This window comes from Streptomyces sp. NPDC060366 (assembly GCF_042725135.1).
Lineage (GTDB): Bacteria > Actinomycetota > Actinomycetes > Streptomycetales > Streptomycetaceae > Streptomyces.
The window spans coordinates 47,190-62,544 of the sequence record NZ_JBHXDC010000002.1 but is presented as its reverse complement, the minus strand read 5'-3'; the positions used below and the strand labels follow the sequence as shown (position 1 = coordinate 62,544).

11 protein-coding genes and 1 riboswitch are annotated in these 15,355 nt (G+C 73.4%); of the genes, 3 read left to right on the top strand and 8 right to left on the bottom strand.

Features of this window, described 5'->3' with window-relative positions; all coding sequences use genetic code 11:
- Positions 1-3: 3 nt before the first annotated feature.
- The 7 genes from cobO to ACFWHU_RS05060 form a co-directional block, all read right to left on the bottom strand.
- Entirely contained in the window at positions 4-603 is a 600-nt protein-coding gene (gene cobO, locus ACFWHU_RS05090; protein WP_387224024.1) for a cob(I)yrinic acid a,c-diamide adenosyltransferase, read from the bottom strand.
- Positions 603-2,678 (bottom strand): putative cobaltochelatase, encoded by a 2,076-nt coding sequence (locus ACFWHU_RS05085; protein WP_385794613.1) that lies wholly within the window; start codon positions 2,676-2,678, stop codon positions 603-605. The genes cobO and ACFWHU_RS05085 overlap by 1 nt, the downstream gene beginning before the upstream one ends.
- Positions 2,679-2,757: 79 nt before the next feature.
- Positions 2,758-6,465, bottom strand: coding sequence for a cobaltochelatase subunit CobN (gene cobN, locus ACFWHU_RS05080; protein ID WP_387224023.1), 3,708 nt, complete (start codon positions 6,463-6,465; stop codon positions 2,758-2,760).
- Positions 6,462-8,039 (bottom strand): cobyric acid synthase, encoded by a 1,578-nt coding sequence (locus ACFWHU_RS05075; protein ID WP_387224022.1) that lies wholly within the window; start codon positions 8,037-8,039, stop codon positions 6,462-6,464. The genes cobN and ACFWHU_RS05075 overlap by 4 nt, the downstream gene beginning before the upstream one ends.
- Entirely contained in the window at positions 8,036-9,022 is a 987-nt protein-coding gene (locus tag ACFWHU_RS05070) for a cobalamin biosynthesis protein (protein WP_385794605.1), read from the bottom strand. Before ACFWHU_RS05070 ends, ACFWHU_RS05075 begins: the two co-directional genes overlap by 4 nt.
- Before the next feature lie 119 nt (positions 9,023-9,141).
- Positions 9,142-9,289: riboswitch (cobalamin riboswitch) on the bottom strand.
- A gap of 135 nt (positions 9,290-9,424) precedes the next feature.
- Positions 9,425-9,667: a hypothetical protein gene (locus tag ACFWHU_RS05065; protein WP_387224021.1), complete on the bottom strand. Its 243-nt coding sequence runs from the start codon at positions 9,665-9,667 to the stop codon at positions 9,425-9,427.
- 22 nt (positions 9,668-9,689) lie between these two features.
- On the bottom strand, positions 9,690-10,949 hold the full coding sequence (locus tag ACFWHU_RS05060; RefSeq protein WP_385794600.1) for an inorganic phosphate transporter: 1,260 nt from the start codon (positions 10,947-10,949) through the stop codon (positions 9,690-9,692).
- A gap of 336 nt (positions 10,950-11,285) precedes the next feature.
- Between ACFWHU_RS05060 and ACFWHU_RS05055 the strand changes: the two genes are divergently transcribed.
- The 3 genes from ACFWHU_RS05055 (at position 11,286) to ACFWHU_RS05045 (ending at position 14,820) form a co-directional block, all read left to right on the top strand.
- On the top strand, positions 11,286-12,002 hold the full coding sequence (locus ACFWHU_RS05055; protein ID WP_387224020.1) for a class II aldolase/adducin family protein: 717 nt from the start codon (positions 11,286-11,288) through the stop codon (positions 12,000-12,002).
- Between the two features lie 93 nt (positions 12,003-12,095).
- The gene (locus tag ACFWHU_RS05050) at positions 12,096-13,223 is read left to right on the top strand and encodes an alpha/beta hydrolase family protein (protein WP_387224019.1); all 1,128 of its coding nucleotides are present in this window, start codon (positions 12,096-12,098) and stop codon (positions 13,221-13,223) included.
- Positions 13,224-13,482: 259 nt separating this feature from the next.
- Positions 13,483-14,820, top strand: coding sequence for a hypothetical protein (locus ACFWHU_RS05045; RefSeq protein WP_385794592.1), 1,338 nt, complete (start codon positions 13,483-13,485; stop codon positions 14,818-14,820).
- Positions 14,821-14,890: 70 nt separating this feature from the next.
- On the opposite strand, the gene ACFWHU_RS05040 is transcribed toward ACFWHU_RS05045, so the two are convergent.
- Positions 14,891-15,292, bottom strand: coding sequence for a VOC family protein (locus ACFWHU_RS05040; RefSeq protein ID WP_242570546.1), 402 nt, complete (start codon positions 15,290-15,292; stop codon positions 14,891-14,893).
- Positions 15,293-15,355 lie beyond the last annotated feature (63 nt).

Here is a 15,355-nt window from a genome sequence, read left to right as displayed (position 1 = left end):
TGTTCACCACTCGATGCCCCTCTGCCCCTTCTGCCCCGCGTCCATCGGATGCTTGACCTTCGTCATGTCGGTGACCAGATCGGCGAGTTCGACCAGCGCCTCCGGTGCGTTCCGCCCGGTGATCACGACATGCTGTATCCCCGGCCGCTCCCGCAGCACCCGCACGACCTCGTCGGTGTCCACCCAGCCCCAGTGCATCGGGTACGTGAACTCGTCCAGCACGTAAAGCTGGTACGTCTGCGCTGCCAGGTCTCGCTTGACCTGCTCCCAGCCCTCACGCGCGGCGTCCTCGTTGGACAGCTGGCTGTCGCGCTGCACCCAGGACCAGCCCTCGCCCATCTTGTGCCAGGCGACCGAACCGCCCTCGCCGCTCGCCCCCAGCACCTTCAGCGCGTGCTCCTCGCCGACCTTCCACTTCGCCGACTTGACGAACTGGAACACCCCGATCGGCCACCCCTGCGTCCAGCCTCGCAGCGCGAGCCCGAACGCCGCCGTCGACTTGCCCTTGCCGATGCCCGTGTGGACCACGACCAGGGGGCGGTTGCGGCGCTGGCGGGTAGTGAGCCCGTCGTCCGGCACCGCGGCCGGCTGTCCCTGCGGCATCAGGCTGCCCTCCCGCGTGAGCCCCGCGCGCCCCGGACAGCGCCCTGTACGTCCCTGACCAGTCCCGCGACGCTGTCGGCGCGCAGCTCGTCGAGCGTGACGGCGGTACCGCCCAGATCGCCCGCGAGCGCGACCGCCAGCCCGAGCCGTACCGGCCCCGACTCGCAGTCCACGACCACCGACGCCGTGCCCTCGGCGGCGTGCAGCCGCGCCGCGCGCCCACCGAGCGCCACCGGGTCCGGCCCGCCCGTCGCCCGCCCGTCCGTGACCACGACGAGCAGCGGGCGCCGCGCGGGATCGCGCATGCGCTCCACCCGCAGGACGTCGTGCGCCTTCATGAGCCCGGCGGACAGCGGGGTGCGCCCGCCCGTGGGCAGCGTCTCCAGCCGTACGGCCGCCGCGTCGACCGACGAGGTCGGCGGCAGCGCCACCGTGGCGTCCCTCCCACGGAAGGTGACCAGACCGACCTTGTCGCGCCGCTGGTACGCGTCCAGGAGCAGCGACAGCACCGCGCCCTTCACGGCGGACATGCGCTGCCGCGCGGCCATCGACCCGGAGGCGTCCACCACGAACAGCACCAGATTCCCCTCGCGTCCCTCGCGGGCCGCCTGCCGCAGATCGTCACGCCGCACCACCAGCCCGTGCCCCGAACGCCCGCGCGCCCGCTGGTGCGGGGCGGCGGCCTGGAGGGTCGCCGCCAGGTGCAGCTTGGTGAGCGTCCCCCGGGGCCGCCGGGCCCCGGTCGTACGGCCGTGGTCGGTACGGGCCCGCGAACGGCGCCCCGACGCACCCTCACCGAGACCGGGCACGCTGAGCACCTTCGTACGGAAGGGCTCGGCGGACCGTACGGCGGACCTCTCACCGCCGCCGGATGCCGGTGGCGGGCCCGCCTCGTCGCCCTCGGCCGGCTGCGGCTGGGCGGCGGGCGAGTCCTGCGGAGCCTCGGGGGGCCCGTCCTGCGGCGGCTGCCCGCCGCCTCCGGGCCCGTCCGGGTCCGGATCGTCGTCCGGGGAGTCGTCCCGGTCGCCCTCGTCGTCCCTGTCGCCCCCGCTGTCGACGTCCCCGCCGCCGAACTCCTCCAGCGTGTCGTCCAGCTTCTCCTCGTCCAGGCCCGGCGCGTCGAAGGGGTTGCGGCGCCTGCGGTGGGGGAGCGCCAGCAGGGCCGCCTGCCGTACGTCCTCGGCCAGCACGACCGTGCGGCCCGCCCACGCGGCGAGCGTCGTCGCCGTCCGCGCCATCACGATGTCGGCCCGCATGCCGTCCACCTCGAACGCGGCGCACGTCGCCGCGATCTGCCGCAGCGCGGCGTCCCCGAGGCGTACCTCGGGCAGCAGCGCCCGCGCGGCCACGATGCGCGCCCGCAGCTCGTTCTCCTCCCCGGCCCACCGCGCGGTGAACGCGGCGGGGTCGTCGTCGTACGCGAGCCGCCGCCGTACGACCTCGACCCGCAGATCCGGCTCCCGCGACGCGGCGACCTCGACGGTCAGCCCGAACCGGTCGAGCAACTGCGGTCGCAGCTCGCCCTCCTCGGGATTCATCGTCCCCACCAGCAGGAAGCGGGAGGCGTGCCGTACGGAGACGCCCTCACGCTCCACATAGGAGGCGCCCATCGCGGCGGCGTCCAACAGAAGGTCCACCAGATGGTCGTGGAGGAGGTTGACCTCGTCGACGTACAGCACGCCACGGTGCGCGTCCGCGAGGAGCCCCGGCTCGAACGACTTCACGCCCTCGGCCAGCGCCCGCTCGATGTCGAGCGCACCGACGAGCCGGTCCTCGGAGGCGCCGACGGGCAGTTCGACCATCCGCGCGGGCCGCGCCGCGCCGCCGCCGCCCTCGTGCGGCCCGTCGGGACACGCCGGGTCGGGAGCCCCCGGATCACACGAGAACCGGCACCCGACGACGACGGACACCTCCGGTATGAGAACCGAGAGGGCGCGCACGGCGGTGCTCTTCGCGGTGCCCTTCTCGCCGCGCACCAGCACCCCGCCCACGGCGGGGGAGACGGCGTTGAGCAGCAGCGCGAGCCGCAGATCGTCCTGCCCGACGATCGCGGTGAAGGGGTATGGCGTACTCACAGTGCCTCCATGGCATGGGTCAGCGTGTTCGGCGCGTCCGGCGTCCGGAAGCCGGCTCCGGCGGCGCCCGGGACCGTTCTCATTCGCCGCCGCCCTCCAGATCGCCCTCCAGCTCCAGATACGTCGCCCGCAGCCGCTCCAGCGTCCGCTCGTCCGGCTCCGCCCACAGCCCGCGCTCCGCCGCCTCCAGCAGCCGCTCCGTGATCCCCCTCAGGGCCCACGGGTTAGACTGCCGCATGAACTCCTGGTTCTCCGGCGCGAAGACGTACTCCGCCGACAACTTCTCGTACATCCAGTCGTCCACGACCCCGGCCGTGGCGTCGTACCCGAAGAGGTAGTCCACGGTCGCCGCCATCTCGAACGCGCCCTTGTAGCCGTGGCGCCGCATCGCCGCCATCCAGCGCGGGTTGACCACCCGCGCCCGGAACACCCGGTGCGTCTCCTCGCCCAGCGTGCGCGTCTTGATCTGGTCCGGGGTCGCGCTGTCGCCCACATACGCCTCGGGCGACTCACCCGTCAGATGCCGCACCATCGCGACCATGCCGCCGTGGTACTGGAAGTAGTCGTCGGCGTCGACCAGATCGTGCTCCCGCGTGTCGACGTTCTTCGCCGCCACCTTGATCCGCCGGAACGCCGTCTCCATGTCGCCGCGCGCCGCCCGCCCGTCGAGCCCGCGCCCGTACGCGTAACCGCCCCACACCGCGTACACCTCGGCCAGATCCGCGTCCGACCGCCAGTTCCGCGCGTCGATCAGCGGCAGCAGCCCCGCCCCGTACGCGCCCGGCTTCGACCCGAAGATCCGCGCCGTCGCCCGTCGCCGGTCGCCGTGCTCGGCCGTGTCCTGATCCGCGTGGGCCCGTACGTAGTTGGACTCGGCCGGCTCGTCCAGCTCGGCCACCGCCCGCACGGCGTCGTCGATCAGCCCCACCACATGCGGGAAGGCGTCCCGGAAGAAGCCCGAGATCCGTACCGTCACATCGATCCGGGGCCGGCCCAGCTCAGCCACGGGGACGATCTCGAAGCCGCTGACCCGCCGCGACGCGTCGTCCCACACCGGCCGACACCCCAGCAGCGCCAGGATCTCGGCGATGTCGTCGCCCTGGGTGCGCATCGCGGACGTGCCCCACACGGTCAGCCCCACCGACGCCGGGTAGGCGCCCGTGTCGGCCAGATACCGGGCCACCAGCGAGTCCGCGAGGGACTGGCCGACCTCCCAGGAAAGCCGCGACGGAATGGCCTTGGGGTCGACGGAGTAGAAGTTGCGGCCCGTCGGCAGCACGTTCACCAGCCCGCGCGTCGGCGACCCGGACGGGCCTGCCGGGACGAAACCGCCGTTCAGCGCGCGCAGGATGTTGTCGATCTCGTCCGTCGTACGGGCCAGCCTCGGCACCACCTCCGTACAGGCGAAGCCCAACACGGCCACCGCCGACGGCAGTTCGTGCCCCAGTACCTCCCCGGCCAGCGGCGCCGCCGCCGACAGCTCCCAGCCGCGCTCCTCCATGCCCTCCGCGAGCCGCCGGCACAGCTGCTCCAGCAGATCGATCGCGTCGGCCGCCGACCTGGCCGGACCCGCGACCAGGTCCGTCAGCTCCACCGGCACCTTCACCGGCGCGCCGGGCTCGCCCAGCAACTCCTTCTCGACCAGCCCGAAATGCTCGGCGAGCGCCGCCCGCAGACCCGGCAGCGCGTTCGCCTCGCCGCCCCACACCTGCGAGGCGCGCAGCACGGCGAGCACCAGATTGACGCGGGCCTCACCCTGCGGGCCGCCGCCGAGGATGTGCAGGCCGTCCCTGATCTGGACGTCCTTGATCTCGCACAGATAGCCGTCGACATGCATGACGAACGAGTCGAAGTCGTCGTCGTCCGGCTGCTCGTCCACATGCAGGTCGTGGTGCAGCTCGGCGGCCTTGACGAGCGTCCAGATCTGCGCGCGCACCGTCGGCGCCTTCGTCGGGTCCAGATCGCTGACCAGCGCGTACTCGTCGAGCAGTTGCTCCAGCTTGGCCAGGTCCCCGTAGGTGTCGGCGCGCGCCATCGGCGGCACCAGATGGTCCACGACGGTGGCGTGGCCGCGCCGCTTGGCCTGGGTGCCCTCGCCGGGGTCGTTGACGATGAACGGATAGATCAGCGGCAGTTCGCCGAGCACCGCGTCCGGGCCGCAGCCCGCCGAGAGACCGAGTCCCTTGCCGGGCAGCCACTCCATCGTGCCGTGCTTGCCCATGTGGATGATCGCGTCCGCGCCGAAACCGTTCTCCGTGGCGGCCGTCTCCAGCCAGCGGTACGCCGCCATGTAGTGGTGCGACGGCGGCATGTCCGGATCGTGGTAGATCGCGATCGGGTTCTCGCCGAAGCCGCGCGGCGGCTGGATCATCACCACGACGTTCCCGAACCGGAGCGACGCCAGCACGATGTCGTCGCCGTCCACGTACAGCGAGCCCGGCGGCTCGCCCCAGTGCTCCAGCATGCTCGCGCGCAGCCCAGGCTCCAGCTTGTCGAACCAGGCGCGGTAGTCGGCCAGCGGCACCCGCGCGGGCGCCACGGCCAACTGCTCCTCGGTCAGCCACTCCACGTCGTGGCCACCGGCGTTGATGAGCCGGTGGATCAGCTCGTCACCGTTGTCGGGGTGCCCGTCCGCGCCGTCCCCCACCGCGTAACCGGCGTCGCGCAGGGCGTCCAGCACCCGTACCGCCGACGCGGGGGTGTCGAGACCGACCGCGTTGCCGACGCGTGAGTGCTTCGTCGGGTACGCCGTGAAGACCACGGCCAGCTTCTTCTCCGCGTTCGGCTTGTGCGCGAGCCGCGCGTGCCGCACCGCGATCCCGGCGACCCGGCCGGCCCGCTCGGGGTCGGCGGCGTACACCGGGACCCCGTCCGGGCCCTCCTCCTTGAAGGAGAACGGGACCGTGATCAGCCGCCCGTCGAACTCCGGGATCGCGACCTGCATCGCCGCGTCCATGGGGGACAGCGCGGCGTCCGACGCGTCCCAGGCGGCCCGCGACGACGTCAGACAGAGCCCTTGCAGGACGGGCACGTCGAGATCGGCCAGCGCCCCGATGTCCCACGCCTCGTCGTCGCCGCCCGCCGACGCGTCCGACGCGCGCGTGCCGCCTGCGGCGAGGACGGTCGCGATCAGCGCGTCCGCCGCACCGAGCCGTTCGTACAGGGCGGGATCGGCGCCGCGCAGTGAACCGCAGTAGACGGGTAGGGCGTTGGCGCCCCGCTCCTCGACGCGGTCGCAGAGCACGTCCACGAAGGAGGTGTTCCCGGAGAGATGGTGCGCGCGGTAGAAGAGGACCGCGACCGTCGGCCGGCCTTCCACGGAGGCGCGCTCGCCGTGCACGCCCCACTCGGGCATCGTGCGCGGCGCCTCGAACCCCTCGCCGGTGAGCAGCACGGTGTCGGAGAGGAACCGCGCCAGCTCCGCCAGGTTCTCCGGCCCGCCCTCGACGAGATAGCGCAGTGCCTCGGCCACCACACCGGCGGGCACCGACGAGTCGGCCATCAGCTCCGCGTCCGGTACGGACTCGCCGCCCAGCAGCACGGTCGGGATGCCGGACGCGGCGAGCGCCGCGAGACCGTCCTCCCAGGCGCGCTTGCCGCCGAGCAGGCGTACGACGGCGATCCGCGCGCCCGCGATCAGCGCGGGCAGGTCCCCGTCGGGGTCGACGCGGTTCGGGTTGCCGATGAGATACGGGGCGCCCGAGGCACGGGCCGCCAGCAGATCCGTATCGGCGGTGGACAGCAACAGCACGCTCGGTGCGGGGCTGTTGACAGGCGCGGTGGTCATGGCGCTCCAGGTGCGATGAAGGGAAGTCCTGACGGGGCGCCCGACTCGATCAGTCGCAGCAGCGCGTCCGTGTCCGCGTGTTCTTCGATCAGATCTCCGAGGAGGTCGAGCTGCTCCTCGCGCAGCGTGGCGAACGAGGTGTCGGGGGCGGGTACGTAACGGCGCCCCGCCGCCGTGGCCACGGCGCGCAGGAAGGCGCGCCGGAAGCCGTCGCTCTCCAGCGAGCCGTGCCAGTGCGTACCCCACACCTGGCCCGAGCGGCACCCGTCGAGGCGGCGTCCGCCGCTGTCGAGGAGGAACGGGTCGCCGCCTTCCACGGAGGCGACGCCGTGGTGGATCTCGTATCCCTCGACGCGCTCGCCCAGCGCCTCGCCGACGGGCCGCGCCAGGGTCTTCTCGCGGGCGAACTCGACGCGTACGGGCAGCAGTCCCAGTCCGGCGACGGCGCCCGCGCGGGACTCGACGTCGTCCTCGATGTGCTCGCCGAGGAGTTGGTAGCCGCCGCAGATCCCGAGGACCGGGCGACCCTCGGCGGCGCGCCGCAGCAGCGCGTCGGCGAGACCGCGCTCGCGCAGCCAGGCCAGCGCGCGGACCGTGCCGCGTGTGCCGGGGACGATCACCAGGTCCGCGTCGGCGATCTCGTCGGGGCGGTCCACGAACCGCACCACGACGCCCGGTTCGGCCGCCAGCGCGTCCACGTCGGTGAAGTTGGACATCAGCGGCACCGCGCAGACGGCGACCCGCAGGACCTCTTCTCCGTACGGAGGTGCCACCACCGACTCGCGTACGGCGCCGCGCAGCGAGACCCGCAGGCCGTCCTCCTCGTCGATGCCCAGACCGTGCCGGAAGGGCAGCACACCGTACGTGGCGCGGCCGGTCAGCCCGCGCAGCATCTCCAGACCCGGCTCCAGCAACGACACGTCGCCGCGGAACTTGTTGACGAGATAACCGGCGATCAGCGCCTGGTCCTCGGGGCTCAGCAGCGCCGTCGTACCGAAGAACGACGCGAAGACGCCGCCCCTGTCGATGTCGCCGACCACGACGACCGGCAGCCGGGCCGCCCGCGCGACACCCATGTTGACGATGTCGGTACGCCGCAGATTGATCTCGGCCGGACTGCCGGCGCCTTCGCAGATCACCGCGTCGTACGTGCTCCGCAGCTCCTCCAGGCACTCCACGACGGTGCCGAGCAGCGTCTCCTGGCGGCCGGGGCCCGCGCCGTCGCCGTGGTAGCCGCGGGCGCTCAGTTCACCCACCGGCCGCCCCATCAGCACCACTTGACTGCTGCGGTCGCTGCCGGGTTTGAGCAGGACGGGATTCATCAGCGCCGTCGGCTCGACGCGCGCGGCCTGCGCCTGCATCGCCTGCGCCCGGCCGATCTCGGCGCCCTCGCGCGTCACGAACGAATTCAGCGACATGTTCTGCCCCTTGAAGGGCGCCACCTTCACGCCCCGGCGTACGAGCCAGCGGCAGATGCCCGCCGTGACGACGCTCTTTCCGGCGTCGGAGGTGGTGCCCGCGACGAGCAGCCCGCCGCCGCGCCTTCGCCCTCCGCCCATCGACCCCTCGCTCATCGGGCCCTCCTCTTCAGGAGGTTGCCGGCCAGCAGCCGCCCGGCCACGCAGACGCCGAGCGCGAGCGCGCCGACGCGGCGCGACAGCCGGACCGCCCGCTCGATGTCGGCCACCTCGACCGGCCGTCCCCCGCCGCCCAGGACCGGCCGGTGCTCGACCCGTCCGCCGTACGCGAGGGTGCCGCCGAGCCGCACGCCCAGCGCGCCCGCGAACGCCGCTTCCACGGGGCCCGCGTTGGGGCTCGGATGGCGGCCCGCGTCGCGCCGCACCACGCCGAGCGCCCGCGCGGGCGCGCCGCCCGCCACCGCCGCCAGCGCGGCCGTCAGCCGGGCTCCCGGCCAGCCGGCCACGTCGTCCAGCCGCGCCGAGGCCCAGCCGAAGCGCAGATGGCGCGGCGAACGGTGCCCGACCATCGCGTCCAGCGTGTTGACGGCGCGGAACGCGACCAGCCCCGGCACCCCGCCGAACGCGCCCCAGACCAGGGCTCCCACGACGGCGTCCGAGGTGTTCTCGGCGACGGACTCCACGACGGCGCGGGCGATCTGTTGCTCGTCCAGGCTCTGCGGGTCCCGCCCGCACAGCCGCGGCAGCCACTCCCGCGCGACCTCCACGTCACCGGCCGCCAGCGCCCCGCCCACGGCGCGCGCCTCGCGCCCCAGCGACGTACCGCCCACCACGGTCCAGGTGACGGCGGCGGTCAGGACGACGGACGCGGCCGTACGGTCCCGCAGTCCGCGCGAGACGAGAGCGGCCACCCCGGCCGCACCCCCGGCGCACACGACGGCGTGCAGCGCGCCCCAGCCCCGGTGGTCATGCCACAGCAGACGCTCGACGGCGCCCGCGACCCGCCCGAAACCCGCGACCGGATGGCCGCGCCGGGGGTCGCCGAGGAGCCGGTCGGCGAGCAGACCGGCGGCGGCGCCGTACGCGAAAACGCTTCCCGGGGCCGGTACTTCACGGCCCGCCGAATACTCGGCACGCATCGCTCAGCCCGCCGATACGCCTCGGGAGGTTCTCGGGGGTCTCGTACTCACAGCACTGGACGCGACAGCTGAACCGCAGCCGGGCATGGCGACATGTCCTCACTCAGGGTCCGCGCCCTGGTTCGACGTGATGCGGCGACAAGAGTTCCTGGCTCCGGGAGACATGGCTGTCTCCCGTCACAGTGGCGGGACCGCGCCGGATTCGCACCGGCTTCCTCTTCGCTGTCGCCGTATTGGCCTCGGCAGTCCACCACGCGTGCGAACCCCCGTCAACCGGGCTTTGACCTGCGGCGGGGCAGTGTGCTGAGGCCCACACGGCGCGGCTGCCCACGGGACCGGAACGCGGCTGAGGGGGGCGACCCGGTCCGGGCCACCCCCCTCAGCCGTGCTCGATCGTCCCGCTCAGGCGACGATCATGTAGATCCCGTACGACACGGCCGCCAGGCACAGACCGAAGCAGACGTACGCGCCGGTGCGGGCCAGCGCCGCGGAGCCGGAGCCGGTGGAGCCGGAGGCCGTGGCCGACGCGCCCGACGCGCCCTTCGAGAGCCCCACGATGCCCAGGGTGAACAGACCCACCAGAGCGATGGTGGCCACGAGACTGACGCCGAAGACGGAGCCGAGCGCCGCCCAGTCGATGTTCATGCTGAAAGTGTCCTTCGCTTCGTCAGACCGTCGCGGTCCGGGCCGGTTCGGCGGTGGGTTCCCCGGGGCCCGGGGCCGGGATGGTGGCGGCGATCTCCGACGCCGGGCCGCCCACGGGGGGCGGGGTGACGGCGGCGATGGCGGCGGTCACGACACCCACGGGCTCGGCGGCGGCCGGCTCGTCCGCCTCGTTGACGTTGGTGTGGTCGACCGGCTGACGGCGCGACGCCAGCCAGATGACCGCCGAGAGACCGACGAGCAGCGCGGCCGTGACCGCGACACCCCACGGACCCTGCTTGGTCAGGAACTCGGCGCCCGCGGCGACCAGACCGGCGGCCGGCAGCGTCAGCCCCCAGGCGATGAACATCCGGGTGGCGGTCGACCAGCGGACGACTCCGCCCTTGCGGCCGAGGCCGGCGCCCATCACGGCACCGGAGCAGGACTGCGTGGTGGAGAGTGAGAAGCCCAGGTGGGAGGAGGCGAGGATGACGGTCGCCGCGCTGGTCTGGGCGGCGAAGCCCTGCTGCGGCCGGAGGTCGGTGAGGCCCTTGCCCATGGTGCGGATGATGCGCCAGCCGCCGAGGTAGGTACCGAGCGCGATCGCGACACCGGCGGAGACGATGACCCACATCGGGGGGTTGGAGCCGGGGGCGAGGACGCCGCCGGTGACCAGCGCGAGGGTGATGACACCCATGGTCTTCTGCGCGTCGTTGGTGCCGTGGGCGAGGGAGACGAGGCCGGCCGACGCGATCTGTCCCGCGCGGTAGCCCTTCGCCGTGTCCTTCTCGTCCGTGTTGCGGCCGATGCGATACGTCAGCCGGGTGGCCAGCATCGCGGCCAGACCGGCCACCAGCGGCGCGGCGAGCGCCGGGAGCAGGACCTTGGTGACGACGACCCCGCCGTTGACACCGGAGGTGCCGACGGACATCAGCGTGGCGCCGATGAGTCCGCCGAACAGAGCGTGGGAGGAACTCGACGGAAGGCCGAGCAGCCAGGTGAACAGGTTCCACAGAATGGCGCCGACGAGCGCCGCGAAGATGACTTCGGTCTGGATGCCCTGTTCGTTGATGAGCCCGCCGGAGATGGTCTTGGCGACCTCGACGGACAGGAACGCGCCGACGAGGTTGAGCACGGCGGACATCGCCACCGCCGTCTTGGGTTTCAGTGCGCCGGTCGAGATGGTCGTCGCCATCGCGTTGGCGGTGTCGTGGAAACCGTTCGTGAAATCGAACACGAGAGCCGTCACGATCACGATCGCGAGCAGCAGCGTGATGTGTTCCATTTACCCAGGCAATCGTTTGACGTCAGTGGCCGTTCAGGAACGTAGGGATGCTGAGTGAACGGAAGATGAACTGAGGCAGGCGTTGCGGTGACTCCCAACAGAGTGTGGTCGCTCCGCTTGTGAACGGGTGTGTCACTCCCGGTGCCGGGGGCGCCACGCGGATTCCGCTCGACCCGTGCGGCGCCCCGCCCCCGCTCCGATTCCGCCCCGATTCCGGCCCCCTGCCGGGCATCCGGCGCGGCCCGCCCGCCGGGGTCGGCGGCGGGGAGAGATTCACCTCACCGAGGGACCCGCGGACCCCGCGAACTCCCTTGCGCCGACTGGCAAAATCGCCGCATGACGGAAACCGGACACACGCACGGACACGACCACGGGAGCGGGCACGGGCACGAACAGGGGCACCCGGACGGGCCGGAGATCGAACAGGCCTGGCGGGACCTCGTCGCGACCGCCCGCCGGAGCGCGGCCGACGGACTGGTCGTCGGCACCTCGGGCAACGTGTCCGTACGCGTCGGGGAGCTCGTCCTCGTCACGCCGAGCGGAGTGCCGTACGACCGGCTGACGCCAAAGGACACCGTCGCCGTCGACCTGGACGGCCGGCAGGTCGTCGGCCGCCTCCGGCCCACCAGCGAGCTGCCGATGCATCTGGAGGTCTACCGGAACTCCACCGCCGGCGCCGTGGTGCACACCCACGCCGTCCACGCCACCGCCGTCTCCACCCTCGTCCCCGAACTCCCGCTGATCCACTACATGGCGGCGGACTTCGGCGGGCCGGTCCGGGTCGCCCCGTACGCGATGTACGGCACCGACGCCCTGGCGGAGCACATGCTGCGCGCGCTGCGCGACCGCACGGGCTGTCTGCTTCAGAACCACGGCACCCTCACCTACGCGGACACCCTGGACAAGGCGTACGACCGCACGGCACAGCTGGAGTGGATGTGCCGTCTGTGGCTCACCGCCACCTCCGTCCCCGGCCGTACGCCGGCCCTGCTCTCCCGGCAGCAGGTACGGGACGTCGAGGAGCAGCTCAGGGGCTACGGCCAGCGCGGCTGACCACGCGGGATCGGCCCCCCGCGGGCCGCCGGAACCTCACCCCGGACGCCCGCTCCACTGGCCGTACCGGCCGTCCGTACCGACACTGGGGGAATGCGCCCGGCCAGAGCGACGGCAGCAGCCGTCACCACAGTGATCGGTGTCGGCACGGCCGCTGTGGCGGCCGGCCGGTACGCCAGCGACGCCGCGCTCAAGGCGCCCCCCGGACGACCACTGCCGGGCGACCCACGGCTCGCCGTGCACGCCACGGCCGCCGGCCGCGTCACCCTGACCCGCTGTCTCGCCTCCCTGCGCCCCGGCACGTACGGCCTGGAGTCCGCGGACGTCCAGGCGGTCGTCGGTCCGGTCATCGACGACGTACCGCACCCCGCCGACACGGTCGTGCGCAGACTGGAACGCGTCGGGCGGGGCACCCTCCACGCCGGCAGCCGCGTCCGGCTCACGCCCCAGCTCCACCACGGCGACCCCGCCACCGCGCTCGGCATCGACTTCGACCAGGTGGAGTTCCCCGGCGAACTCGGCCCGCTGCCCGGCTGGTTCGTGCCCGGCAGCCGGGACACCTGGATGATCACCGCGCACGGCCTCGGCACCACGCCGGAGCACCCCATGAACGTCCTGGAGTTCCTGGTGGACCAGCAGTTCCCGGTGCTGAACCTGGCCTACCGGGGCGACCGCGGCGCCCCGCACTCCCCGGACGGCCTCGGGCACCTCGGCGACTCCGAATGGCGCGACCTCGACGCGGCGATCCGCCACGCCGTCCGCAACGGCGCCGAACACGTCATCCTGTACGGCTGGTCCGTCGGAGCCACGATGGCCCTGCACGCCGCCGGGAAGTCCGGACAGCGTGACCGGATCAGCGGACTCGTCCTCGACAGCCCGGTCCTCGACTGGGAGGCCACCCTGCGCGCCCTGGCCACCGCACGACGTACCCCGGGCCTGCTGCTGCCCCTCGCCGTCCGCGCGGCGCAGGGCCGGACCGGACTGCGCGGCGGCAGACTGCCCGTGGTCGCCGACCCGGGGAGACTCCGCGTCCCGACGCTGATCGTCCACGGCCCCGACGACGCCCTCTCCCCCTGGTACCCGTCCCGTGAACTCGCCGCCCGCCGCCCCGATCTGGTCACCCTGCACACGGTCTCGGACGCCCCGCACGGCGCGATGTGGAACGCCGACCCCGTCGGCTACGAGGAGACGCTCCGCCGCTTCCTCACTCCCCTCATGTAGCCCCGCGCCCCAAGGGCCCCACCGCGGCGCGACTTCCGTACGGAGGCGGTCGGAGCACGCCCCGGCCACCCTCCGGTCCGGTGTCTTGCCTGGCGTGTGACCGGCCGCTGGAGGCCCGGCCCCGAGGTTCCGTTTGGGCTTTCGGGCAATCAGCGGGAAGACTGCACCCGTGACGTCCCGAAAGCCTGATGAGCAATTGGCGCGCAACTCCAGACTCCGACTCGTCCGCCCGCGAGCCTTGACCACGGCCCGACGGGCCGTGACCACCGGACGAACACGTCCGGCGCCCCGTCCGCCGGAGGGCACACCACCCCCCGCCGAGCTGGCCCGTCAGGCGCGGGCCGTCCTCGCCGACTCCGTACGGATCGCCCGCTGGGCCGCGGCCGACCGGGACCCCGGCGCGGGCCCGCTCGCCCCGAAGGCACGTGAACGGGCCGCCACCGCCCTGGAGTTGACTCCGGACCAGGTGAGCGCGGGCTGGGATCGCGCCAGGCTCGCCGGGCTCGTCGAACTGCACGGCACCACCGCACGCCCCGGCTGGCGCCTGCGCGCCTGGGACCGCGACGACTCCGCCGTCCTGCGCGGCTGGGTCGCCCTCTTCGACGCCTGGTCGCTCGTCCACGCCGCCCCCGACGACGTCGCCCCGGCGACGGTCGCCGAGGTCGTCGAAGCCGTCCCCCAGGTGCTCTCCCTCCTCCAGCTCTCGGCCGGCCCCGTGCCCGTACCGGCGCTCCTCGACCTGCTCCAGCAGCGCGTCGCGGAACTGCGCGACGAGCGCTGCGAGGTGCCGTACGACCCCCGGGCCGCGTCCGGTCCCACGGCGGCCCCGACAGCGTCCGCACCGGAGCCGGAGCCCGCACAGGCCACGGCGGCCGTCCCGCTGCCGCCGCTCCTCGACTGGGCCCTGGAGGGCCTGGCCGCCGTCGGTGCGCTGACCCTCGGCGCGGGCCAGGCGACCCTCACCCCGCTCGGCAACTGGGCGGTCTGGGTCAAGCTGGAGCAGATCTGCGTCGCCGCGCAGAGCCCGGCGGGCAACATCGAGCAGTCCGCCGACAACATGCTGCGCGGCTGCGCCCGGCTCACCCCCGGACCGGCCCGCGCCGAGTACCGCGCCTGGCTCGCCGCCCGCACCGTCGGCAGCGCGGTCACCGAACTCCTCACCGTCGCACGCGGCGAGGACGCGCTCCTGCGCGGACTGGCCTTCGAGGCCCTGCGCGTCGTCGGCGCCCCCGCCGAGCCGGAGGTGCGCACCGCCTCCGCCGAGGCCTCCCTGCGTCCCTACGCCCTGCTCTGGCTCGCCGAGTACGACGGCACGGACCCCGAGGACGCCCCCGACGTCCTCACCCGTGAGGAGTCGACCTGGCTCTGGGTCGACACCGCGGCGGCCGTCGCCGACCACGGCGAGACCGCGCTGCTGGTCCGCCATCTCGACTCGGCCGTCCAGGGCACCGTCCCCGCCCTGCTCGACGAGGTCAGGGCCGTCGGCCACCCCCGCACCGTGCAGGTGCTGGTCGCGCTGGCGGCCGCGCACCCGGACCCGGCCCTCGCGAAGGCCGTACGGCGGGCCGCCTTCCAGGTCCACACCGGCGGATCCTGACCGGCCCGCGCGGACGGAGCCCGTCCGCGCGGGACCCGACCGCTCCCGTACCGCCCGGCGGGCCGCGGACTCAGCCGCCGGCGCCCGGCGCGTACGTCCCGAAGCTCCAGACGTTGCCCTCCGCGTCGCGCGCCATGTAGTCCCGCGAGCCGTAGTCCTGGTCCGTGGGCGGCATCAGGATCTCCACGCCCTGCTCCACGGCGCGGGCGTGGTGCGCGTCGACGTCCTCGACGACCACATAGATCCCGGCGGGCCCGCCGCCGGCCATCGCCTCGGCGAAGACGCCCTCGCCCTTCCTCGACCCCAGCATCACCATGCCGCTCCCGTGGGCCAGTTCGGCATGGAGCACGCTGCCGTCCTCGCCCTCGTACACACTCACCTCCCTGAAGCCGAAGGCGTCCTTCAGCGTCCTGATGGCCGCCTTAGCGTCCTCGTACACGAGCGTCGGACAGACAGTCGGCACACCGGCCATGCTGATCACCCTTCTCCGCGTTCGCCTGTGACCTGCGTCTCAGTTCTCCCAGTCTGGCACCGG

What these genes read in the sequence shown, in the direction of transcription:
- cobO (WP_387224024.1), bottom strand. Translation starts at nt 603, where the DNA reads ATGCCGCAGGGACAGCCGGCCGCGGTGCCGGACGACGGGCTCACTACC.
- cobN (WP_387224023.1), bottom strand. Translation starts at nt 6,465, where the DNA reads ATGACCACCGCGCCTGTCAACAGCCCCGCACCGAGCGTGCTGTTGCTG.
- ACFWHU_RS05075 (WP_387224022.1), bottom strand. Translation starts at nt 8,039, where the DNA reads ATGAGCGAGGGGTCGATGGGCGGAGGGCGAAGGCGCGGCGGCGGGCTG.
- ACFWHU_RS05070 (WP_385794605.1), bottom strand. Translation starts at nt 9,022, where the DNA reads ATGCGTGCCGAGTATTCGGCGGGCCGTGAAGTACCGGCCCCGGGAAGC.
- ACFWHU_RS05065 (WP_387224021.1), bottom strand. Translation starts at nt 9,667, where the DNA reads ATGAACATCGACTGGGCGGCGCTCGGCTCCGTCTTCGGCGTCAGTCTC.
- ACFWHU_RS05060 (WP_385794600.1), bottom strand. Translation starts at nt 10,949, where the DNA reads ATGGAACACATCACGCTGCTGCTCGCGATCGTGATCGTGACGGCTCTC.
- ACFWHU_RS05055 (WP_387224020.1), top strand. Translation starts at nt 11,286, where the DNA reads ATGACGGAAACCGGACACACGCACGGACACGACCACGGGAGCGGGCAC.
- ACFWHU_RS05050 (WP_387224019.1), top strand. Translation starts at nt 12,096, where the DNA reads ATGCGCCCGGCCAGAGCGACGGCAGCAGCCGTCACCACAGTGATCGGT.
- ACFWHU_RS05040 (WP_242570546.1), bottom strand. Translation starts at nt 15,292, where the DNA reads ATGGCCGGTGTGCCGACTGTCTGTCCGACGCTCGTGTACGAGGACGCT.